The sequence below is a fragment of the Erysipelothrix aquatica genome, from assembly GCF_009828825.1.
Classification (GTDB): domain Bacteria; phylum Bacillota_I; class Bacilli_A; order Erysipelotrichales; family Erysipelotrichaceae; genus Erysipelothrix; species Erysipelothrix aquatica_A.
Window position 1 is genome coordinate 23,937 of sequence record NZ_WTTA01000001.1, and the last position, 16,225, is coordinate 40,161.

Sequence of the window (16,225 nt, forward strand, 5' to 3'; positions counted from 1 at the left end):
ATGAACATTTATCAACGAGCACTTACGAGTATCTCGAAACGAAATGGAAAGACACTCATCTTATTCATGGTCGTTTTTCTTCTTGGGAATTTAATTGCAGGTGCGGCAGCAGTCTACAATGCGACCCAGCAATTAGAAATATCAATGAAAGAACAGTTGGGTGCTAAAGCACGCGTTGACTTGGACTTTATGAATCTAAAACAAAATGAGGCAATTATACCGTTAACGGCAGATCAAGCAGATACGATCGGTAAGCTTCCTGAAGTGAAATCAGTTTCCTACCAATTGAATACGCATATGGGTTCGGAGAAACTAAAACGTTACACTCAAGAGAAGCAAGATGACACGTCTAATAGCATCATGATTTCTGGAAGTGCAGGTCTTGCTGACTTTGCGAATTTTAGCTTGGTTGGAAGTAAGCATGAACTCCCGAATGAATTTATGAATGGAAAGCAAAAAATTGTTGAAGGAAGATATCCTAAAGCAAGTGATACAGAGCGCGAAATTCTTATTTCCAAAAAACTTGCAGCACAAAATGCACTTGAACTGGGGTCTGAAATAACATTGGATCACAGCCTTATAGAATTTGATCCGAAAGCACAAGATATCGAAGTTAAACAGAAGGAGTCATTTACTTTTAAAGTTGTGGGAATCTTTGACACAACGGACTCAGCGTCAAGTAATGACCCCATGGCTTCTTTTATGGAAGAAGGACAACACAACACCCTGTACACGAACTATGAGTTTCTAGCAGCCTTAGATTTAGCGGATGCCAAAGTCATGGCGACATTTGAAAAGGGTTTTTGTGACAGTGTCGAAACATGTCGTACCATGGTAACGCCAACGTATGAATTAACGTCACCTGATGTTATTGATCAGTTTGTTGAGAAGGCAAACCAACTACTAAATAATAAGCAATTTAAAATCGAAACGACTAAAGATAGTTTTGATGCCGTTGCTGGATCATTGATGAACATGAAGGAAATGTCGAACACAATTCTACTATTTGGAGTTGGAGGCTCTGTTTTGGTATTATCATTAGTTCTTATCTTGTTTATGCGTGATCGCAAACATGAGTTTGGTATCTATCAGGCTTTAGGTGAGACAAAATTAAAATCAATGTTCCAAGTACTTCTAGAAGTAATCTTAATATCGGTACTTGCGGTAAGTTTAGCGCTCTTTACTGGATTGAAACTGGCAGGCGGCTTATCACAGTCGATGATTCAAAATCAGTTAAAACAACAAGAAACACGACCAGAAGGAAATTTTGTCATGAGTATTGGAGGGTCGGAAAACCAACTCGCAGATATTACAGAAGAAGAGATTGCAAAAAACTTTAAAGTTGAAATCAGTGAAGAATATGTTGTGGTTTTTTATAGCATCATGCTTGGTACAACCCTTGCTGCAACCATGGTTTCATCTATTTATATTTTAAGACTTAAACCAAGAGAAATCTTACTATAGGAGGTATTTATGTTAGAAATCGAAAATGTTTCATTTAGCTATCAGGATGGTACACAACGCAAAAATGTCTTGGATGATATCAATGCCAATTTTGAAAGGGGTGTTTTTTATACTATTTTAGGTGAATCGGGATCCGGAAAGACTACATTACTTTCTATGTTGAGCGCTTTAGATGTACCGGAAAGGGGGCGAATTCTGTGCGATGGTCGTGACATTCAAAAGACAGGTCTTCAAAAGTATCGGCGCAATGAGATTGGTATTGTCTTCCAGAATTTTCATTTGATTCCTTATATGTCAGGCTTACAAAATGTCTTGGTCGCGATGTCTATTACCGACAACGTAGTAGGTGGAACACAAAGGGCCCTTGAAATTCTAGAGGATTTAGGAATTACTGAACGTATGGCGAAACGTCCAGTAACGCAATTATCTGGGGGCGAACAACAGCGTGTTGCGATTGCGCGTGCTCTTGCAACGGATATTGATATTATGCTCGCTGATGAGCCGACGGGTAATCTCGATAAGAAAACCCAACAGGAAATTATTAACGTCTTCAAAACACTGGCACATGAGTATAATAAATGTGTGATTGTCGTTACGCATTCGAATGATGTATCACAAGGTAGTGACAAAGTGTATCGAATGGAAGCGGGAAGACTAGTCGAAGGATAAGTCACATTTTCTTCCATAGTTTTATCGTATTCTAATCACAAAGGTACAGTATACTAACACTGTAAGATAATTCTTACATATGTTAGTTCTCCAAATAATTCATCCCCCTGTGAATTATCAGATATTACATATTCTTCTCCCTTAAAAAAAGAGGCTCATAATCGCCTCTTTTTTTCGCTAAAACAGTCACATTTTCTTCCATAGTTCTATCGTATTCTAATCACAAAGGTACAGTATACTAACACTGTAAGATAATTCTTACATATGTTAGTTCTCCAAATAATTCATTCCCCTGTGAATTATCAGATATTACATATTCTTTCCCTTAAGAAAAAGAGGCTCATTATCGCCTCTTTTTTGTGATGTAAAAAAATGAAACATCTGTATTATCCATGAAAATAAAAAAACATAATTATTAAATTTTGATTAACTTGTTCAAAAATTAATTTAAATTATCTTCAAAAATGACATACAATTTATATATAGAAAATCAGGGGGGTATTCTATGATTACAATTATAAGTGAGGACGTCTTTAAAAGTCATGAGCTTCGAGACGCTTTAACGGGCATAAAATCCATCGTTGATGTGGTAACGCCATTAGAGGCGTTGACACAAAACTATGGAGATATTTGCTTTGTTATGGATGCGCATATGGAACGGTTCAACTGGATTGATTATTATGAGATTTTGAAATTTCAAAATAAGAACTCTGCGATTGTATTGTTACATGATGATGGTGATGAAACGGAACTAGAAATCATTCAACGTGATATTCGATTCCATACACATCGCGATGCTAACATTGATCTGATTAAAGCCTATGTACTGAAAGCTGTAACAGAATGCGATTCATTGAAAAAGACACGTAACTCTGGCTATGAGCCAATTCGTTATTTGGATAATGATTTAGAAATAAATAACCTGACCAATACAATACAACGTGGTAAACAAATGGTTTCATTAACCGCGATTGAAAAAGAAATTCTCTTGTTGCTCATCGATGCGAAAGAGAATATTGTAACACGTCAAGAAGTTATGGAAACACTCTATCCAGAAAAACGTGATGATGTGAGTGTGAACCACCGTTTCGTAGATGTTCACATTAAAAACATTCGTGACAAACTCGGCCGTGATTCAATTCGAACCGTCCGTGGTCGTGGCTATTTCATTAACTTAAACGCAATTTTAGGATAATTCTCTGTTCAAAATCCATTGAAACTAATTTAGAAAAAGAAATGATTACAATAAATAAATTAATAATCAGAAGAAAGCACCAAATCAGTCACAATTCGTTTGACAAGATAGGTGCTTTTCTCTATAATTAAGTAGCGTTAAAAAAGTAGGTGAGAGTATGATTTTTGTTAGAAATGATTTGGACAAGCTAACGTCACAACGTATCGATCTGGATGAGGCTGTGGAATTAGACCCAACACGACTTAAAGAAAACCCTCGTCTCTTAGGTTTACGTGATATCTTCGCAGTAGGTCATGGTTATTATGACAGCCACTCTTCAAGACTGATTTTAGATCTTCGGGTTGAGGGGATCATGACAGTGCCTTGTGCGATAACATTACGTCCATTTGATATTGAATTCTCAGTACGTGTGGATGATATGTTTAGTTTTGATCCATTAGGACCAGAAGACGAAGGTATAGAAGAAGTTGAAGGGGAAACACTTGATTTGTCTCCATATTTTATGGATGCAATCTTTGCTGAAGTTCCACTGAAAGCAGTTCACCCGGATTTGGAAACATATCCTGAAGGTGATGGCTGGGTAGTGATGACTGAAGAAGATTATATAAACGAAAAAAGTCAAGAAATTGATCCTAGACTCGCGAAATTGAAAGATTTCAAGTTTGATTAAACGGAGGTGAAAACATGGCAGTTCCAAAAAGACGTACTTCTAAGGCTCGCAAAAACAGCCGTCGTACACATTACAAATTACCTAGAGTAACTCTAGCTAAAGACCCACAAACAGGTGAGTGGAAAGTACCTCATCGTGTTGACCGTAAAGAGGTTAAATAATAAAAATAGTCTTGGATAACAAGACTTTTTTTATGTGATTTTGTGGGAAAAGGAAGTGACAGGATGAAAAACAAAACGGTAAAACCTTATGCAACAATCTTCATCGTCATAGCGAGTGCCATCTTAGTGATGTCACTTTTAAGTATGCGATTCTTACCGATGCAGTATCGATTGATACTAATCTTTGCGTGTGGGGCACTTTCAATGTTAGTTTTACTCTTAACAAAAAAATCAATCTGGCGATATACTTTAGGTGTTTCTATGTTGATTGTTGCTTTTGGTTTTGTGTTGGGACAACAATTTGTTGATAATCTATCCGATGCTAAAGACTATGAAGTCTTGGAATTTGTGGTAGTGCGTCGTAATGACGTTGTTGCAGATACAATAAATAAAGTTGGCTATTACGGTCATTTTTCTAAAGAGACGTTAGCGGACGTTAAAAAGAATAACGAACAAGTTGCTAAAGCAGAATTAATACATTATGGAGATACCAACCAATTAGTCGACGATCTTAAGTCAGAAAAAATCGATGGTATTTTATCTCAAAGCAACGTTTTACAAGATATTATGTTCTTTGAAACAGATTTCGAATCATGGGCTCATGTATCTGAGAAAATTGTCTTTCAAGTAGCACGTCCAGAGATTGTAAAACCTGTAGATGTTACGAAGGAGCCTTTCACAGTATTGATAAGTGGTGTTGATCTCTATGGTGATGTAGTGACTCGATCACGTAGTGACATGAATATGATTGTTGCAGTTAATCCAGCAACTCAGTCATTGTTGAGTGTAAGCCTACCACGTGATGCTTATGTACCGCTTGGGTGTGAGGATGGATCACTCGATAAACTTACACACGCAGGACTTTATGGAATCTCATGTACTGTTAAAACTGTTGAGAACCTTGTGGACCAGCCGATTAATTATTTTGTCCGAATAAACTTTACAGGATTAGTAGATATCATTGATATTCTGGGTGGTGTAGATGTTTACTCAGATAATGAGTTTACGACTGATTCAGGAATGCATATCAAAAAAGGTATGAATACCCTGGATGGCACGCAGGCATTAGAATTTGCACGTGAGCGTTATAATATCGAATCAGGTGACCTTGCTCGGGTAGCGAATCATCAAGCCTTACTAAAAGGAATTATTACGAAGATTTCGTCATCTGAACAAATGATGAAAATTCCACAATTGAGTCGATACTTCAAAGATATGGTCGATACCAACTTAACAGAGGACGACATATCAAAATTACTGTCACAACACTTATCTCAAAACAACAATTGGACCATCCATGAGGCAATACTTGGCGGAACCGGTGATATGCAAGAGGTTTATTCCTTACCATCAGATTACAAATACTATGTTTACTGGCCAAATGCCGAAAGTTTACAAGAAATCCGACGTCAAATTGATGATATAATGACAGTAAGTGAGGAATCATAATGGATACCAAAAATTCTGAAAAATTTATTGACGCTTTTGTAACGATTGAAATGTACTTGAAAGACTATTTGGGCAGTCCCAATGTTGGCTTTTCGCAAATGGTTCATATGGCCGCACCGAAACACCCGGTGATTGGAACCTACAAAAACGAGCTGACTGAGTTCGGACAACTACGTAATGCCATCGTTCATAATCGGGCAGGAAAAAATGAAGCGATAGCTGAACCTCATGATTCTGTAATTGAGACGATGGCGTTGATTATTCAAGCTTTGGAGTCGCCTCGTCGTGTCCGTGATGTTTTTTCCATGAATCGTGTGTTTGTTGCGGAAGGCACCGAATCGTTCTCGGAGATTTTAAAAATTCAACGTGAGCAAAACTATTCAGCTGTACCTGTTTATCGGGATAACCGGTATGTTGGTTTATTACACACGCGCCTTTATCAAATGTTCTTAGAACAAAATGCTGACGCTACGTTAGACCTTAAACAATATACTGTGAACGATATTCTCAAGTACTATGAAAAAGACTCGCGAGTTATTTTTGTAAGTGGTGAGACTACATTGTACGATGTGTTAAAGATATTTAATCGGATGCATGAAAAAGGGCAATCTATGATTGCAATGATTATTACTGAACAAGGATTTGTGAACGAAAAACCGATTGGAATTATCACGGTAGCAGATGTGCCGAAAATTCTATCAGAACTTGAATAATGACCCCTAAAAATGATAGACTTTAGGTTGATGACTACACGTTAAAAAAGGAGTTTGTATGACTGAATACTTCGTAATGAGAGATGCGTCTTTGAAACGCTTCAATACACTAAGATTAGATGTTAAAGCTGATACGATTGTAATGCCGCACACGATCAATGGATTCGTGCAAGCATTGCGAGCATTTAAAGATAAAAAAATTGTAATTATTGGAAATGGATCAAATATGATGTTTGATCAAGATTATTTTGATGACAGCACGGTATTTATTATCACATCGATGATAAACGATATCGAACTCAATGATGGAGAAATCGTCGTTGAAGCTGGGACACGTCTCAATCGTCTCGCATGGTTCTCATGTGAACAATCTATTGGAGGCTATGAATTCTGTGAGGATATTCCTGGTACCATGGGTGGTGCATTGATTATGAATGCCGGCCAATGGCAGTATGCTATTGGCCAATATGTAAACTGGATTGAAGTGTATAATTATGAGACCGACCAGGTTGAACGTATTGAGCCAGATGAAGCATTCTTTGCTTATCGCTATTCACGACTCACGCAAATGCCTGTCTTCATGTTGCGCGCAGGACTCAGTGCTCCTAAAGGCGATTATAACGAATCTCTTGAGAAGATGCTTTACTACCGTCATGAACGTTACGTTAAGCAACCGCGTAATTTCGCAAATGCTGGAAGTGTGTTTAAACGTCCAAAAGACAAAGATGGAAACTCACTCTTCGTATGGAAATTATTCGATGGGGTCAACCTTCGTGGCTTCACATCTGGGGGAGCGATGGTATCAGAAAAACACCCAGGATTTATTGTCAACACTGGAAACGCAACGGTTGCGGATATGAAAGCAGTTATCAATGAATGCATAACACGTGTTAAAGATACGTATGATGTCCAACTTGAATTAGAATGGCGCGTAATCCGCTAAGGAAGTAGAAACTATGAAAAAAATGACCGTGGTCGTTATGTTCATAACCATACTTTCGAAAGTATTGGGATTTATACGAGACATAACGCTTAGTTCTAACTTTGGATTTGGTGCAGTTTCAGATTCATTCACACTTGCTATTACCATTCCAAATAGTGTTCTTTCAATCATTGGAGCAGTATTGGTAACGGGGATTATCCCGATGCTAACACGAATTCTTAATGAAGACGAAGATCGCGCAAACCGATTCACAAGTAATATCTTAAATATCATGTTGCTATTCTGTATGGTCATGATGGTCTTGATGTTTGTATTACCTGAATTTGTAATTTTCTTATTTGCTTCAAATTTAAGTCATGAAGCGATGTTGTATGCTGTACCGTTTTTACGAGTTATTGCCTTTGGAATCTTCTCGATTGCCATAGTCCAACTCGGAAGTGGCTATCTAAACGTCAAGAAAAACTTTATTATCCCTGCATTGGTGTCAATTCCATCAAACGTAATTGTTATTGTTGCGATTATTATTGCAAATAAAAGTGGGAATACGCTCTTACTTGCATATGGACAACTTGCTGCTTTAATTTTCCAAGCTGCAGTCATATTCATTTATATGAAAAAGATGGGTTTTGATTATCGTGCGGTGATTGACTTAAATGATAAAGATTTACGCTTGATGGTTACATTAGCATTGCCATTACTCTTATCGGCTGTCTTAGGTCAATTAAACGATATTATTATGAAAAACTTTGCGACAGTCCTTGTGCCGGTCGGTGGATACAGTTATATGTCTTACGCTACAAAGCTAATCGGATTTGTATCAGGGATATTCATAACTGCGATTCTTAATGTATCCTATCCAACGATTGCTCAAAATGTTGTAAATAATGATAACAAACGTCTAAACAAATCAATTAACGATGCAATCTTAATGATCTTCGTGTTTGTAACACCAGCTGTTGTTGGGTTTATTACATTAGCACGTCCTATCATTGAATTTGTCTTCTTGAGTGGTGAGGTAACTGCATCCGATGTAAATATCATCGTTCCGATCTTTGTTGCAGATGCACTAGTGCTTCTTGCGATGGGGATGCGCGAATTACTCTTTAGAATTCACTACGCATATCATGACATGAAGTCACCGGTACGCAATACCGTCTTTGTAACGATTGTCTTTATTATTGGACTTATCATTTTCCCATTCTTATTTGGAAAACTAGGACATCCACTTGCTGGGCTCTCGTTCTCATATTCAGTAGCTGCACTAATTGCAGTTGTACCACTCTTCAAGAGTGCTAAGAAACTGATAGGAAAAACATACTTTAAATATATCGTTAAAGACATGACCAAGATTCTGTTGTCTGCTTTAGTGATGGGAGTGTTCCTCTTGTTAGTGAAAGGACCACTACTAAGTGTGATGCCAGGTCGAATAGGAACATTGGTTGCAATCGTGGGTGCAGGAATTGTTTACATTGTTGCATTAATTGCACTTCGTACTCGTTTTGCACTTTCACTTCTATCAAGTGTTCTCTTTAAAGAAACCAACTAATACATGAATTTAAGACTTAAGGACTTTCCTTGAGTCTTTTCTTTTGCTAGTATTAATAGGAAAAGGGGAACGCTATGCAATCATTTATTTATCCGGTTAAAACCGCTCTGTTTATTTTTCCGGTTTTGGCATTTCTATTTACAATGCCGTACACAATTTACCAATACCGTAAATATGGTGTCATTCCATTATTTCGAACATTTGTCATTTTCTCATTTCTCTACTATATGATGAATGCTTATTTTATGGTAATTCTACCGTTGCCAGCACGAGAATCTGTTCACAGCACATATCGAGAGATGATGCAACTCGTGCCGTTTCAATTTGTTGCTGATATCCGCAATGAAGCAGGCTTGGTATTATCCAATCCATCAACATACATAAGTGCACTCAAACAACCTGTTGTGACACAAGTGCTCTTCAATGTTATTCTTACCATACCATTTGGTGTATATTTACGTTATTTCTTTAAGCGCTCATTGCTCCAAACTTTTATGATGTCCTTTGCGCTTGCATTATTCTTTGAGTTAAGCCAACTTTCTGGATTATTCTTTATTTATCCAGGTCCGTATCGTCTTTTCGATGTTGATGATTTGATACTCAACACACTCGGAGGGCTTATTGGTTATGCAATTGCCCCACTCTTTATTAGTGTGCTACCAAATCAGGATAAAATGCTCGAACGACATCAAGATTATACAAACCATGTTACCATTTGGAAACGATTCACGGGATTTGTAGTTGATCTCATCATGATTAACATTTTGGTGATGCTAGTCACAATTTGCCTTTATGCCATTGAAAGACCAATTAATGAAGCAGTGCTTCAGGGGATTGTCTTTGTGCTTTACTTTGTATTAGTACCTTATCTTACAAAGGGCTATACTGTTGGAAGTAAAGTGTTGAAGACCCGTTTCAATTCTCATGAACTGTCCTTCAAAGTATTCCGCTATCTATGGCGCGCATTGTTAGTTTTCTTTGTACTGTATAGTCCAGGGATTATCGTGAATGCGTTGAGTGAATCATTACTGTTTTTCGAAGAGCCGATGATTATCATGGGTGGGGGTGCAATCATTGCGGGTGTCATTCTATTTGAAATGATTTACTGGGTTCAGTTATTAATCCGTCGTCCCTATGTTCTTTTCTTCGAAAAGATGAGTGGGGTTACCTTAGACTCAAATTATCACAAGTAACCGCCAAACTTCTTAAATTTTTCTACAAGAGTTGTGAAAACAGCTCTTTTTTTTATGTTTCCGTACACTATCGTGGACGTTTATGATAATATAGTGGTAGAAAGTGGTGAAAAGTGGTAGAAAGTGGGGTGTTACGTCATGTTCATGGGCGAGTACCAACATACAATCGATAGCAAGGGACGTATCATCGTACCTGCTAAGTTCCGTGATGAACTCGGTGAAACAATGATTGTTACCCGATGGCTTGACGGCTGTTTGGCTATCTACACACAAGATCAATGGCTTAAAGTTTACGAAAACTTGAAACGCCTTCCTTCAACAAAACGTGAGGCGCGTATGTATACGCACATGATTATGTCGAAGGCCGCTGAATGTGATATCGATGGACAAGGGCGTATCCGTATTCCCAGTCATCTCGTTAAAGAAGCAACACTAGAGAAAAACTGTGTGCTTGTCGGTGTGAGTGATCATGTCGAAATATGGGATAAAGACAAGTGGGATAACTACTATGCACTTGCTAGTGAGAATTTTGAAGAGATTGCGGAATCTCTAACGGAGTTTTTTGAATGAAACATATACCAGTAATGCTTAAAGAAACAATCGATCTCTTAAATATAAAACCCGATGGCATCTACATAGATGCAACATTGGGAGCAGGCGGTCATAGCTTCGAAATTGTGAAGCAATTGACTACTGGACGTTTAATAGGGTTTGATAAAGATTATGATGCGTTAGAGCGTACAAAAAAGCGTCTCGAAGCATATTCCGATAAAGTAACATTTGTGCAAGGGAGTTATACACAACTTGCAGAAACATTAAAATCGTTAAATATTGAAGCAGTTGATGGTGTTCTCTTTGATTTAGGGGTGTCATCACCACAGTTTGATGATCCACAGCGCGGCTTTAGTTATCGCTATGATGCACGACTTGATATGCGAATGGATCAAACACAAGCTCTGAGCGCCTATGAAGTTGTCAATGAGTACAGTGACACTGAACTTATTCGGATTTTCAAAGAGAATGCTGAAGAACGGTATGCGGCTCGTATTGTGAAAAATGTTATGAGTAACAGGCCGGTAACCACGACATTTGAATTGGTTGAATGTATCCGTGCAGCGTATCCAGCTAAAGATTTAAAAAAGGGACATCCTGCAAAGAAAGTATTTCAAGCATTAAGGATTGAAGTAAACAACGAATTCGAAGAAGCACAAAGTGCTATCGAACAAGCAATAAACGCAGTTAACGTTGGGGGACGTGTTGTGGTTATTACTTTCCATTCATTGGAAGATCGTATAGTTAAGAATATATTTAACAAATACGGAAAACCAACTAAAGTCAACCCACGTATACCAGTTATTGAAGAAGAAGTATTGGATTACAAATTGGTATCGAAAGCTATAAAAGCATCGACTTCTGAACTAGAGACAAACAATCGTGCGCACAGTGCGATCTTAAGAGGAATCGAAAGGGTAAAATAGACATGGCAAAACATATAATCGTTAAGAAAACAAGAAAAGTACGTTGGAGTGGATTGATTGGATCAATCTTCGCACTTTCGTTATGCTTCACATTTGTAACACAAATCTTTGTGAAGACAACAAACCAACACCTTGCAACCAACATTCAAAAAATTGAAGCTGAAATTATGAATGTTCAAACTGCCAATGAATCCGTAACTGTTAGCATCCAACAATTACGTGACGCAACACGCATCGTTGGTATCGCAAATGAAGCAGGTCTTCAAGCGAGCAAGAATACAGTAACGATTAAGGGTGAATAGTTTTGAAACGTTCTGTTAATTTTAAAGTATTGATGATCACATTAGGCATGGCGCTCACCTTTACAGTAGTGGGTGCCAATGTTTTTATTGTGTCTGTGTTTGGATACCATCTCAACTCAGGGACTAATATTGGTAATGAGATTAAAGGAATACATAAAGTTGATCAAAAATTACTGGCCGAACGTGGTCGAATTTTAGATCGAAATGGTGTTGTGCTTGCGCAGGATGTTATTGCGTATACTTTATCAGCAAACATTGATACGGAACGTGTTGCTGCTGATGGGACGATAGCACACATTGATGATAAAGAAGCTGCTGCGGAAATTATTGGTAGCATAATTGGACAAAATCCAACCACAACGCTACAACATCTGAACACAGATGCGAAGCAAGTTGAGTTTGGGTATGAAGGAAAATATATAACTGCATCGATGAAGGCGCAGCTTGAAGAGAGCGGTCTTAAAGGATTAGGATTCACCCAAGTGCGTACCCGCGAGTATCCAAATACGGCTGGAACATCGAAACTTATCGGAAATACGTATTATGACGATGAGGATGACAAGCTAAAAGGTGCGATGGGAATTGAACAACTCTATGATAATGAGTTGAGTGGAACCAATGGTTATGAGAAATATCAGCAAGATCGAGATGGTTATAAACTCTACAGCACCGTTGACGATCGAAAAGAACCGAAGAACGGCCAAGATGTACAATTAACCTTAGATGCTAATATACAACGGCAGTTGGATGAATCACTACGCGGTATTACAGAAGATCCAGGTGTTAAAGCAACGGCGGCATGGGGTCTGGTTATGGAAGCAAAAACGGGACGAATCCTAGCTTGGGGTGAATATCCTGGATTTGATCCGGATAAAGAAGGTAATGTTTACGAAGATCGTGTTGGAACGTGGACCTATGAGCCAGGATCAACGATGAAGACCTTCACAGTTGCGAGTGCCATTGAAGAAGGCGTATGGGATGATGCTGCTGTCTATGACACAGGTCCATTTCATGTCGGTGAAGATGCAAATGGGAATCCAATTCGTTTATCGACGCCTGAAAATGCTACAAATACAATTACGAATGCCAACGAAAGTGATAGTGGGATGTACCGATATGATTATGGTTATGCTGTATCATCAAACGTCATGATCGCGGAAATGTTATCATATCAACTTAAATACGATGTTTATCAAAACTATTTAACCAAACTTCGTTTCTTTCAACCGATTGAAATTGACCGCGTCAAAACTTCTGAAGGGTATTACAATCCAGACGACATGTCACCAGCGTCCAAATTGTCGCGAGGTTTTGGACATGCTCTAACGGTGAACTCGGCGCAAATTGCGCAAGCTTATACGACGGTGATGACAGATGGAAGTTTAATTAAACCGTATATCATAGATTCATTTACCGATCCAGTCACAAAAGAAAAGGTGCAAATTGGAAAAACGCAAAACCTAGGACGTGTTTATTCGCCAGAAACGGCGGCACACATGCGTGACTTGATGCGCCAAGTTGTTACAACGGGTTCGGCACGTCGATTTGATAGCCCAGATGTTGAGATTATTGCGAAAACCGGAACGGCTCAATATGTTGAAAATGGAGTCTACTCGAAAGAAGATTATATCTTCTCAAGTGTTCAAGGATTCCCTTACAACGACCCAGAGGTCATTGTTTATACATCCTATGCTGCGAAATATGGTCACGATGTTGACTATTCTGCTGTTCATGTCAATAAAATTGTGAAAGCGGCAGTTAATGCGATGAATGTGAGTCAGGCAAACGGAAATTCCGTGATTGAAGCTGTTAAACCAACAGCATTAGAAAACTATACGAATACCAATGCAGTGACCGCAGAGGAAAGTGTTAAGTCACACGGACTTACACCGATTCGTGCTGGAAATGGATCACATGTTATTAAACAATTCCCATTGCCAGAAACGAATATGATTGCGAATGAACGGGTTATCCTATATACCGGGGGAAGTGAAATTGTTATGCCAGATATGACGGGATGGTCTCATAAAGAAGTTACATCATTCATATCGATGACTGGTTATGTCATTTCAATTGAAGGTTCTGGATATGTCGCATCACAAAGTGTCGCAGCGGGTACTGTACTGAGCGCCGACACAACAATCAGTGTCAAATTGTCATAAATTTGGTATAATAGTACAGATTTAAGGAGAATTGTATATGGAAATCGCATTGTTAGGCCTTGTTGCCTCAGCAATACTTACGATCTTAGCGTATCCTCGTTTCATTGCTTTTTTAGAAACACGTGGGTCAAAGCAAACTGTGAGTGAGTATGCTCTAGACGCATTTAAGAATAAGAAAAAAACACCAACATTTGGTGGCGCATTGTTTGTTATTGTGCCTATTGTTGTGGCATTAATCCTGAATGGATTTAATGTTAATCGTGATTTATGGTTGTTAGTCCTTGTCTTTGGAAGCTATGCTTTTATAGGTTTTGTGGATGATTACAAAATTGTGACTGAGGGAAAAAACGATGGTATTTCTCCACGCACCAAAATGCTTTCACAGCTTGTTTTATCAGTTGTGTTCTACGCAATCTATATTCAAACAGGGGGCGATAATTTACTCGCAATTCCGTTTGTTAAACAACCGATAGATTTGGGAATTGGCTACTTGTTCTTGATTATGTTTATGTTTGCTGGAGCATCCAATGCTGTAAACTTAACAGATGGTATGGATGGCTTAGCAGGTGGAACAACCCTGATTGCACTGATTCCGTTTGCATATCTTGCGATTAAAATAGGTCGTAATAGTGTCCTTCTTTTTGTACTATCCTTAATTGGTGCCTTAATTGGTTTCTTAGTATTTAACCGTAAACCTGCAAAAATATTTATGGGTGACGTTGGTTCGTTAGCATTGGGCGCAGCGCTCGCTGCGATTTCAGTGCTATTAGGTGCCGAGCTTATCTTTGCAGTTGTTGGTGGTGTTTTCGTTTTTGAAACAGTATGTGTTATTATCCAACGTACTTCATGGAAAATTCGTAAAAAACGAGTTTTCCGTTATACACCAATTCACTATAGTTTTACATTAAATGGTTGGGAAGAAACAGATGTTGTAAATCTTTTTTATGCAATCGGACTTGTGTGTATGGTGATTGGATCAGTCTTGATTGCACTCACATGAATGCATTAGTTATCGGTGGTGCACGTTCGGGTTTAGCTGTGGCTAAACTTTTGAAAACTAAGGGGTATGATGTTACGCTCACCACGAATCAAGATTTCCCACAACGTGATGCAATAGAGCGTTTAGGCATTCATGTGTCACTCAATGACCGCGATTTAAATTTAGTAAAGCCGTATAATGTGGTTGTCAAGAATCCTGGAATTCCCAATAATCACCCTTTAGTCTGCAAATTCAAATCGGTCGTTAACGAGATTGAAGTAGCAACATGGTTTGCGCCTCATTACACGTACTACGCCGTATCGGGAACGAATGGTAAAACAACGACTGTATCGCTGTTAAATAAAATGCTCGTGTCGAAAAATGACAATGCGTTGCTTGCTGGGAATGTGGGTTATGCATTAAGTGAAGCAGTCTTCCAAGATGGGGATATGGTGCGTGATGTTGCTTTAGAAATTTCGGCTTTTCAAATGGAAGGTACGCCTTCGTTTGCACCGGATGTTTACGGGATATTAAACTTAAGTCCTGACCACTTGGATCGTTATGACGGCAATGCTGAGGCATATTATGCTGAAAAGGTACGAATCTTGCCAAATGTTAAATGTTTTGTAAAAAACATGGATGATGCAAATATCGTACGCTTAACGCAAAACTATCAAGGCGAAACAATAACCCTTTCACTTAAAAATCAAAACACAGATATTTATCGTGATGGAACGCATATTATGTATCGGGATATCAGACTGTTTGACCTATCGTCGTTAAAAATTGTAGGCGAGCATAACATTTATAACGCCACAATGGCGGCGTATATGGCCTATCGGGCTAATGTCCCAGTTGAGGCAATCCAAAATGTGATTGCATCGTTTACTGGCGTTGAGCATCGTATAGAGTATGTAGCGACAGTGAATGGTGTTCGCTATTATAATGACTCCAAAGCAACAAATCCTGAATCGACAGAAGTTGCTCTAAAAGCATTTGACAAAAATATCATCTTACTTGCTGGTGGATTTGACAAACGAATATCATTTGAGGGGCTTCGTCCTTACGCAAATCGCATTAAAGCCATTTTTGTTTTTGGTGAAAGTGCTGAACAAATTAAATCAGTTTTTCCCAAAGCAGTTGTGGTCAAAACAATGCTCGATGGAACCAAAAATGCCATAAACACAGCTGTTAGTGGCGATGTAGTCCTTTTGTCTCCAGCATGTGCAAGTTATGATCAATTTGATAACTACGAGCAGCGGGGAACAATCTTTAAAGAATACATAAAAACTCTTGAATAA

Annotated in this window: 16 protein-coding genes; all 16 read left to right on the plus strand. The window is 38.5% G+C overall.

Annotation, left to right across the window (positions count from 1 at the left end; genetic code table 11):
- The 16 genes from GVV22_RS00140 to murD all read left to right on the plus strand — a co-directional run bounded on the left by GVV22_RS00140 (window position 1) and on the right by murD (window position 16,225).
- Window positions 1-1,464: an ABC transporter permease gene (locus GVV22_RS00140; protein WP_159648203.1), complete on the plus strand. Its 1,464-nt coding sequence runs from the start codon at window positions 1-3 to the stop codon at window positions 1,462-1,464.
- Between the two features lie 9 nt (window positions 1,465-1,473).
- Window positions 1,474-2,133 (plus strand): ABC transporter ATP-binding protein, encoded by a 660-nt coding sequence (locus GVV22_RS00145; protein WP_159648204.1) that lies wholly within the window; start codon window positions 1,474-1,476, stop codon window positions 2,131-2,133.
- 505 nt (window positions 2,134-2,638) lie between these two features.
- On the plus strand, window positions 2,639-3,328 hold the full coding sequence (locus GVV22_RS00150; RefSeq protein WP_159648205.1) for a winged helix-turn-helix domain-containing protein: 690 nt from the start codon (window positions 2,639-2,641) through the stop codon (window positions 3,326-3,328).
- Window positions 3,329-3,485: 157 nt separating this feature from the next.
- The gene (locus GVV22_RS00155) at window positions 3,486-3,998 is read left to right on the plus strand and encodes a YceD family protein (RefSeq protein WP_159637970.1); all 513 of its coding nucleotides are present in this window, start codon (window positions 3,486-3,488) and stop codon (window positions 3,996-3,998) included.
- A gap of 14 nt (window positions 3,999-4,012) precedes the next feature.
- Window positions 4,013-4,159: a 50S ribosomal protein L32 gene (rpmF, locus tag GVV22_RS00160; RefSeq protein WP_159637968.1), complete on the plus strand. Its 147-nt coding sequence runs from the start codon at window positions 4,013-4,015 to the stop codon at window positions 4,157-4,159.
- Between the two features lie 63 nt (window positions 4,160-4,222).
- Window positions 4,223-5,608 (plus strand): LCP family protein, encoded by a 1,386-nt coding sequence (locus GVV22_RS00165; RefSeq protein WP_159648206.1) that lies wholly within the window; start codon window positions 4,223-4,225, stop codon window positions 5,606-5,608.
- Window positions 5,608-6,321 (plus strand): CBS domain-containing protein, encoded by a 714-nt coding sequence (locus GVV22_RS00170; protein WP_159648207.1) that lies wholly within the window; start codon window positions 5,608-5,610, stop codon window positions 6,319-6,321. The genes GVV22_RS00165 and GVV22_RS00170 overlap by 1 nt, the downstream gene beginning before the upstream one ends.
- 58 nt (window positions 6,322-6,379) lie before the next feature.
- Window positions 6,380-7,264 carry a UDP-N-acetylmuramate dehydrogenase gene (gene murB, locus GVV22_RS00175; protein ID WP_159648208.1) on the plus strand — a complete coding sequence of 295 codons (885 nt, stop codon included), beginning with the start codon at window positions 6,380-6,382 and terminating at the stop codon, window positions 7,262-7,264.
- Between the two features lie 13 nt (window positions 7,265-7,277).
- Window positions 7,278-8,810: a murein biosynthesis integral membrane protein MurJ gene (gene murJ, locus GVV22_RS00180; protein ID WP_159648209.1), complete on the plus strand. Its 1,533-nt coding sequence runs from the start codon at window positions 7,278-7,280 to the stop codon at window positions 8,808-8,810.
- Window positions 8,811-8,884: 74 nt separating this feature from the next.
- Window positions 8,885-10,003, plus strand: a complete 1,119-nt coding sequence (locus GVV22_RS00185; RefSeq protein WP_159648210.1) for a VanZ family protein — start codon at window positions 8,885-8,887, stop codon at window positions 10,001-10,003.
- Window positions 10,004-10,141: 138 nt separating this feature from the next.
- A complete protein-coding gene (mraZ, locus tag GVV22_RS00190; RefSeq protein WP_159637956.1) occupies window positions 10,142-10,573 on the plus strand; it encodes a division/cell wall cluster transcriptional repressor MraZ in 432 nt (143 codons plus the stop codon).
- On the plus strand, window positions 10,570-11,481 hold the full coding sequence (rsmH, locus tag GVV22_RS00195) for a 16S rRNA (cytosine(1402)-N(4))-methyltransferase RsmH (protein ID WP_159648211.1): 912 nt from the start codon (window positions 10,570-10,572) through the stop codon (window positions 11,479-11,481). The genes mraZ and rsmH overlap by 4 nt, the downstream gene beginning before the upstream one ends.
- A 2-nt stretch (window positions 11,482-11,483) precedes the next feature.
- Window positions 11,484-11,783: a cell division protein FtsL gene (locus GVV22_RS00200; protein ID WP_159648212.1), complete on the plus strand. Its 300-nt coding sequence runs from the start codon at window positions 11,484-11,486 to the stop codon at window positions 11,781-11,783.
- A 2-nt stretch (window positions 11,784-11,785) separates the two neighbouring features.
- The gene (locus tag GVV22_RS00205) at window positions 11,786-13,945 is read left to right on the plus strand and encodes a penicillin-binding protein (protein ID WP_159648213.1); all 2,160 of its coding nucleotides are present in this window, start codon (window positions 11,786-11,788) and stop codon (window positions 13,943-13,945) included.
- A 37-nt stretch (window positions 13,946-13,982) separates the two neighbouring features.
- A complete protein-coding gene (mraY, locus tag GVV22_RS00210; RefSeq protein WP_159648214.1) occupies window positions 13,983-14,945 on the plus strand; it encodes a phospho-N-acetylmuramoyl-pentapeptide-transferase in 963 nt (320 codons plus the stop codon).
- Window positions 14,942-16,225 (plus strand): UDP-N-acetylmuramoyl-L-alanine--D-glutamate ligase, encoded by a 1,284-nt coding sequence (murD, locus tag GVV22_RS00215; protein ID WP_159648215.1) that lies wholly within the window; start codon window positions 14,942-14,944, stop codon window positions 16,223-16,225. Before mraY ends, murD begins: the two co-directional genes overlap by 4 nt.

Bases quoted from the DNA above. Each gene is read 5' to 3' on its own strand.
- GVV22_RS00150 (WP_159648205.1), top strand. From the start codon at position 2,639: ATGATTACAATTATAAGTGAGGACGTCTTTAAAAGTCATGAGCTTCGA.
- GVV22_RS00170 (WP_159648207.1), top strand. From the start codon at position 5,608: ATGGATACCAAAAATTCTGAAAAATTTATTGACGCTTTTGTAACGATT.
- mraY (WP_159648214.1), top strand. From the start codon at position 13,983: ATGGAAATCGCATTGTTAGGCCTTGTTGCCTCAGCAATACTTACGATC.
- murD (WP_159648215.1), top strand. From the start codon at position 14,942: ATGAATGCATTAGTTATCGGTGGTGCACGTTCGGGTTTAGCTGTGGCT.
- GVV22_RS00145 (WP_159648204.1), top strand. From the start codon at position 1,474: ATGTTAGAAATCGAAAATGTTTCATTTAGCTATCAGGATGGTACACAA.
- rpmF (WP_159637968.1), top strand. From the start codon at position 4,013: ATGGCAGTTCCAAAAAGACGTACTTCTAAGGCTCGCAAAAACAGCCGT.
- GVV22_RS00155 (WP_159637970.1), top strand. From the start codon at position 3,486: ATGATTTTTGTTAGAAATGATTTGGACAAGCTAACGTCACAACGTATC.
- mraZ (WP_159637956.1), top strand. From the start codon at position 10,142: ATGTTCATGGGCGAGTACCAACATACAATCGATAGCAAGGGACGTATC.
- rsmH (WP_159648211.1), top strand. From the start codon at position 10,570: ATGAAACATATACCAGTAATGCTTAAAGAAACAATCGATCTCTTAAAT.
- GVV22_RS00140 (WP_159648203.1), top strand. From the start codon at position 1: ATGAACATTTATCAACGAGCACTTACGAGTATCTCGAAACGAAATGGA.
- GVV22_RS00165 (WP_159648206.1), top strand. From the start codon at position 4,223: ATGAAAAACAAAACGGTAAAACCTTATGCAACAATCTTCATCGTCATA.
- GVV22_RS00200 (WP_159648212.1), top strand. From the start codon at position 11,484: ATGGCAAAACATATAATCGTTAAGAAAACAAGAAAAGTACGTTGGAGT.
- murJ (WP_159648209.1), top strand. From the start codon at position 7,278: ATGAAAAAAATGACCGTGGTCGTTATGTTCATAACCATACTTTCGAAA.
- GVV22_RS00185 (WP_159648210.1), top strand. From the start codon at position 8,885: ATGCAATCATTTATTTATCCGGTTAAAACCGCTCTGTTTATTTTTCCG.
- murB (WP_159648208.1), top strand. From the start codon at position 6,380: ATGACTGAATACTTCGTAATGAGAGATGCGTCTTTGAAACGCTTCAAT.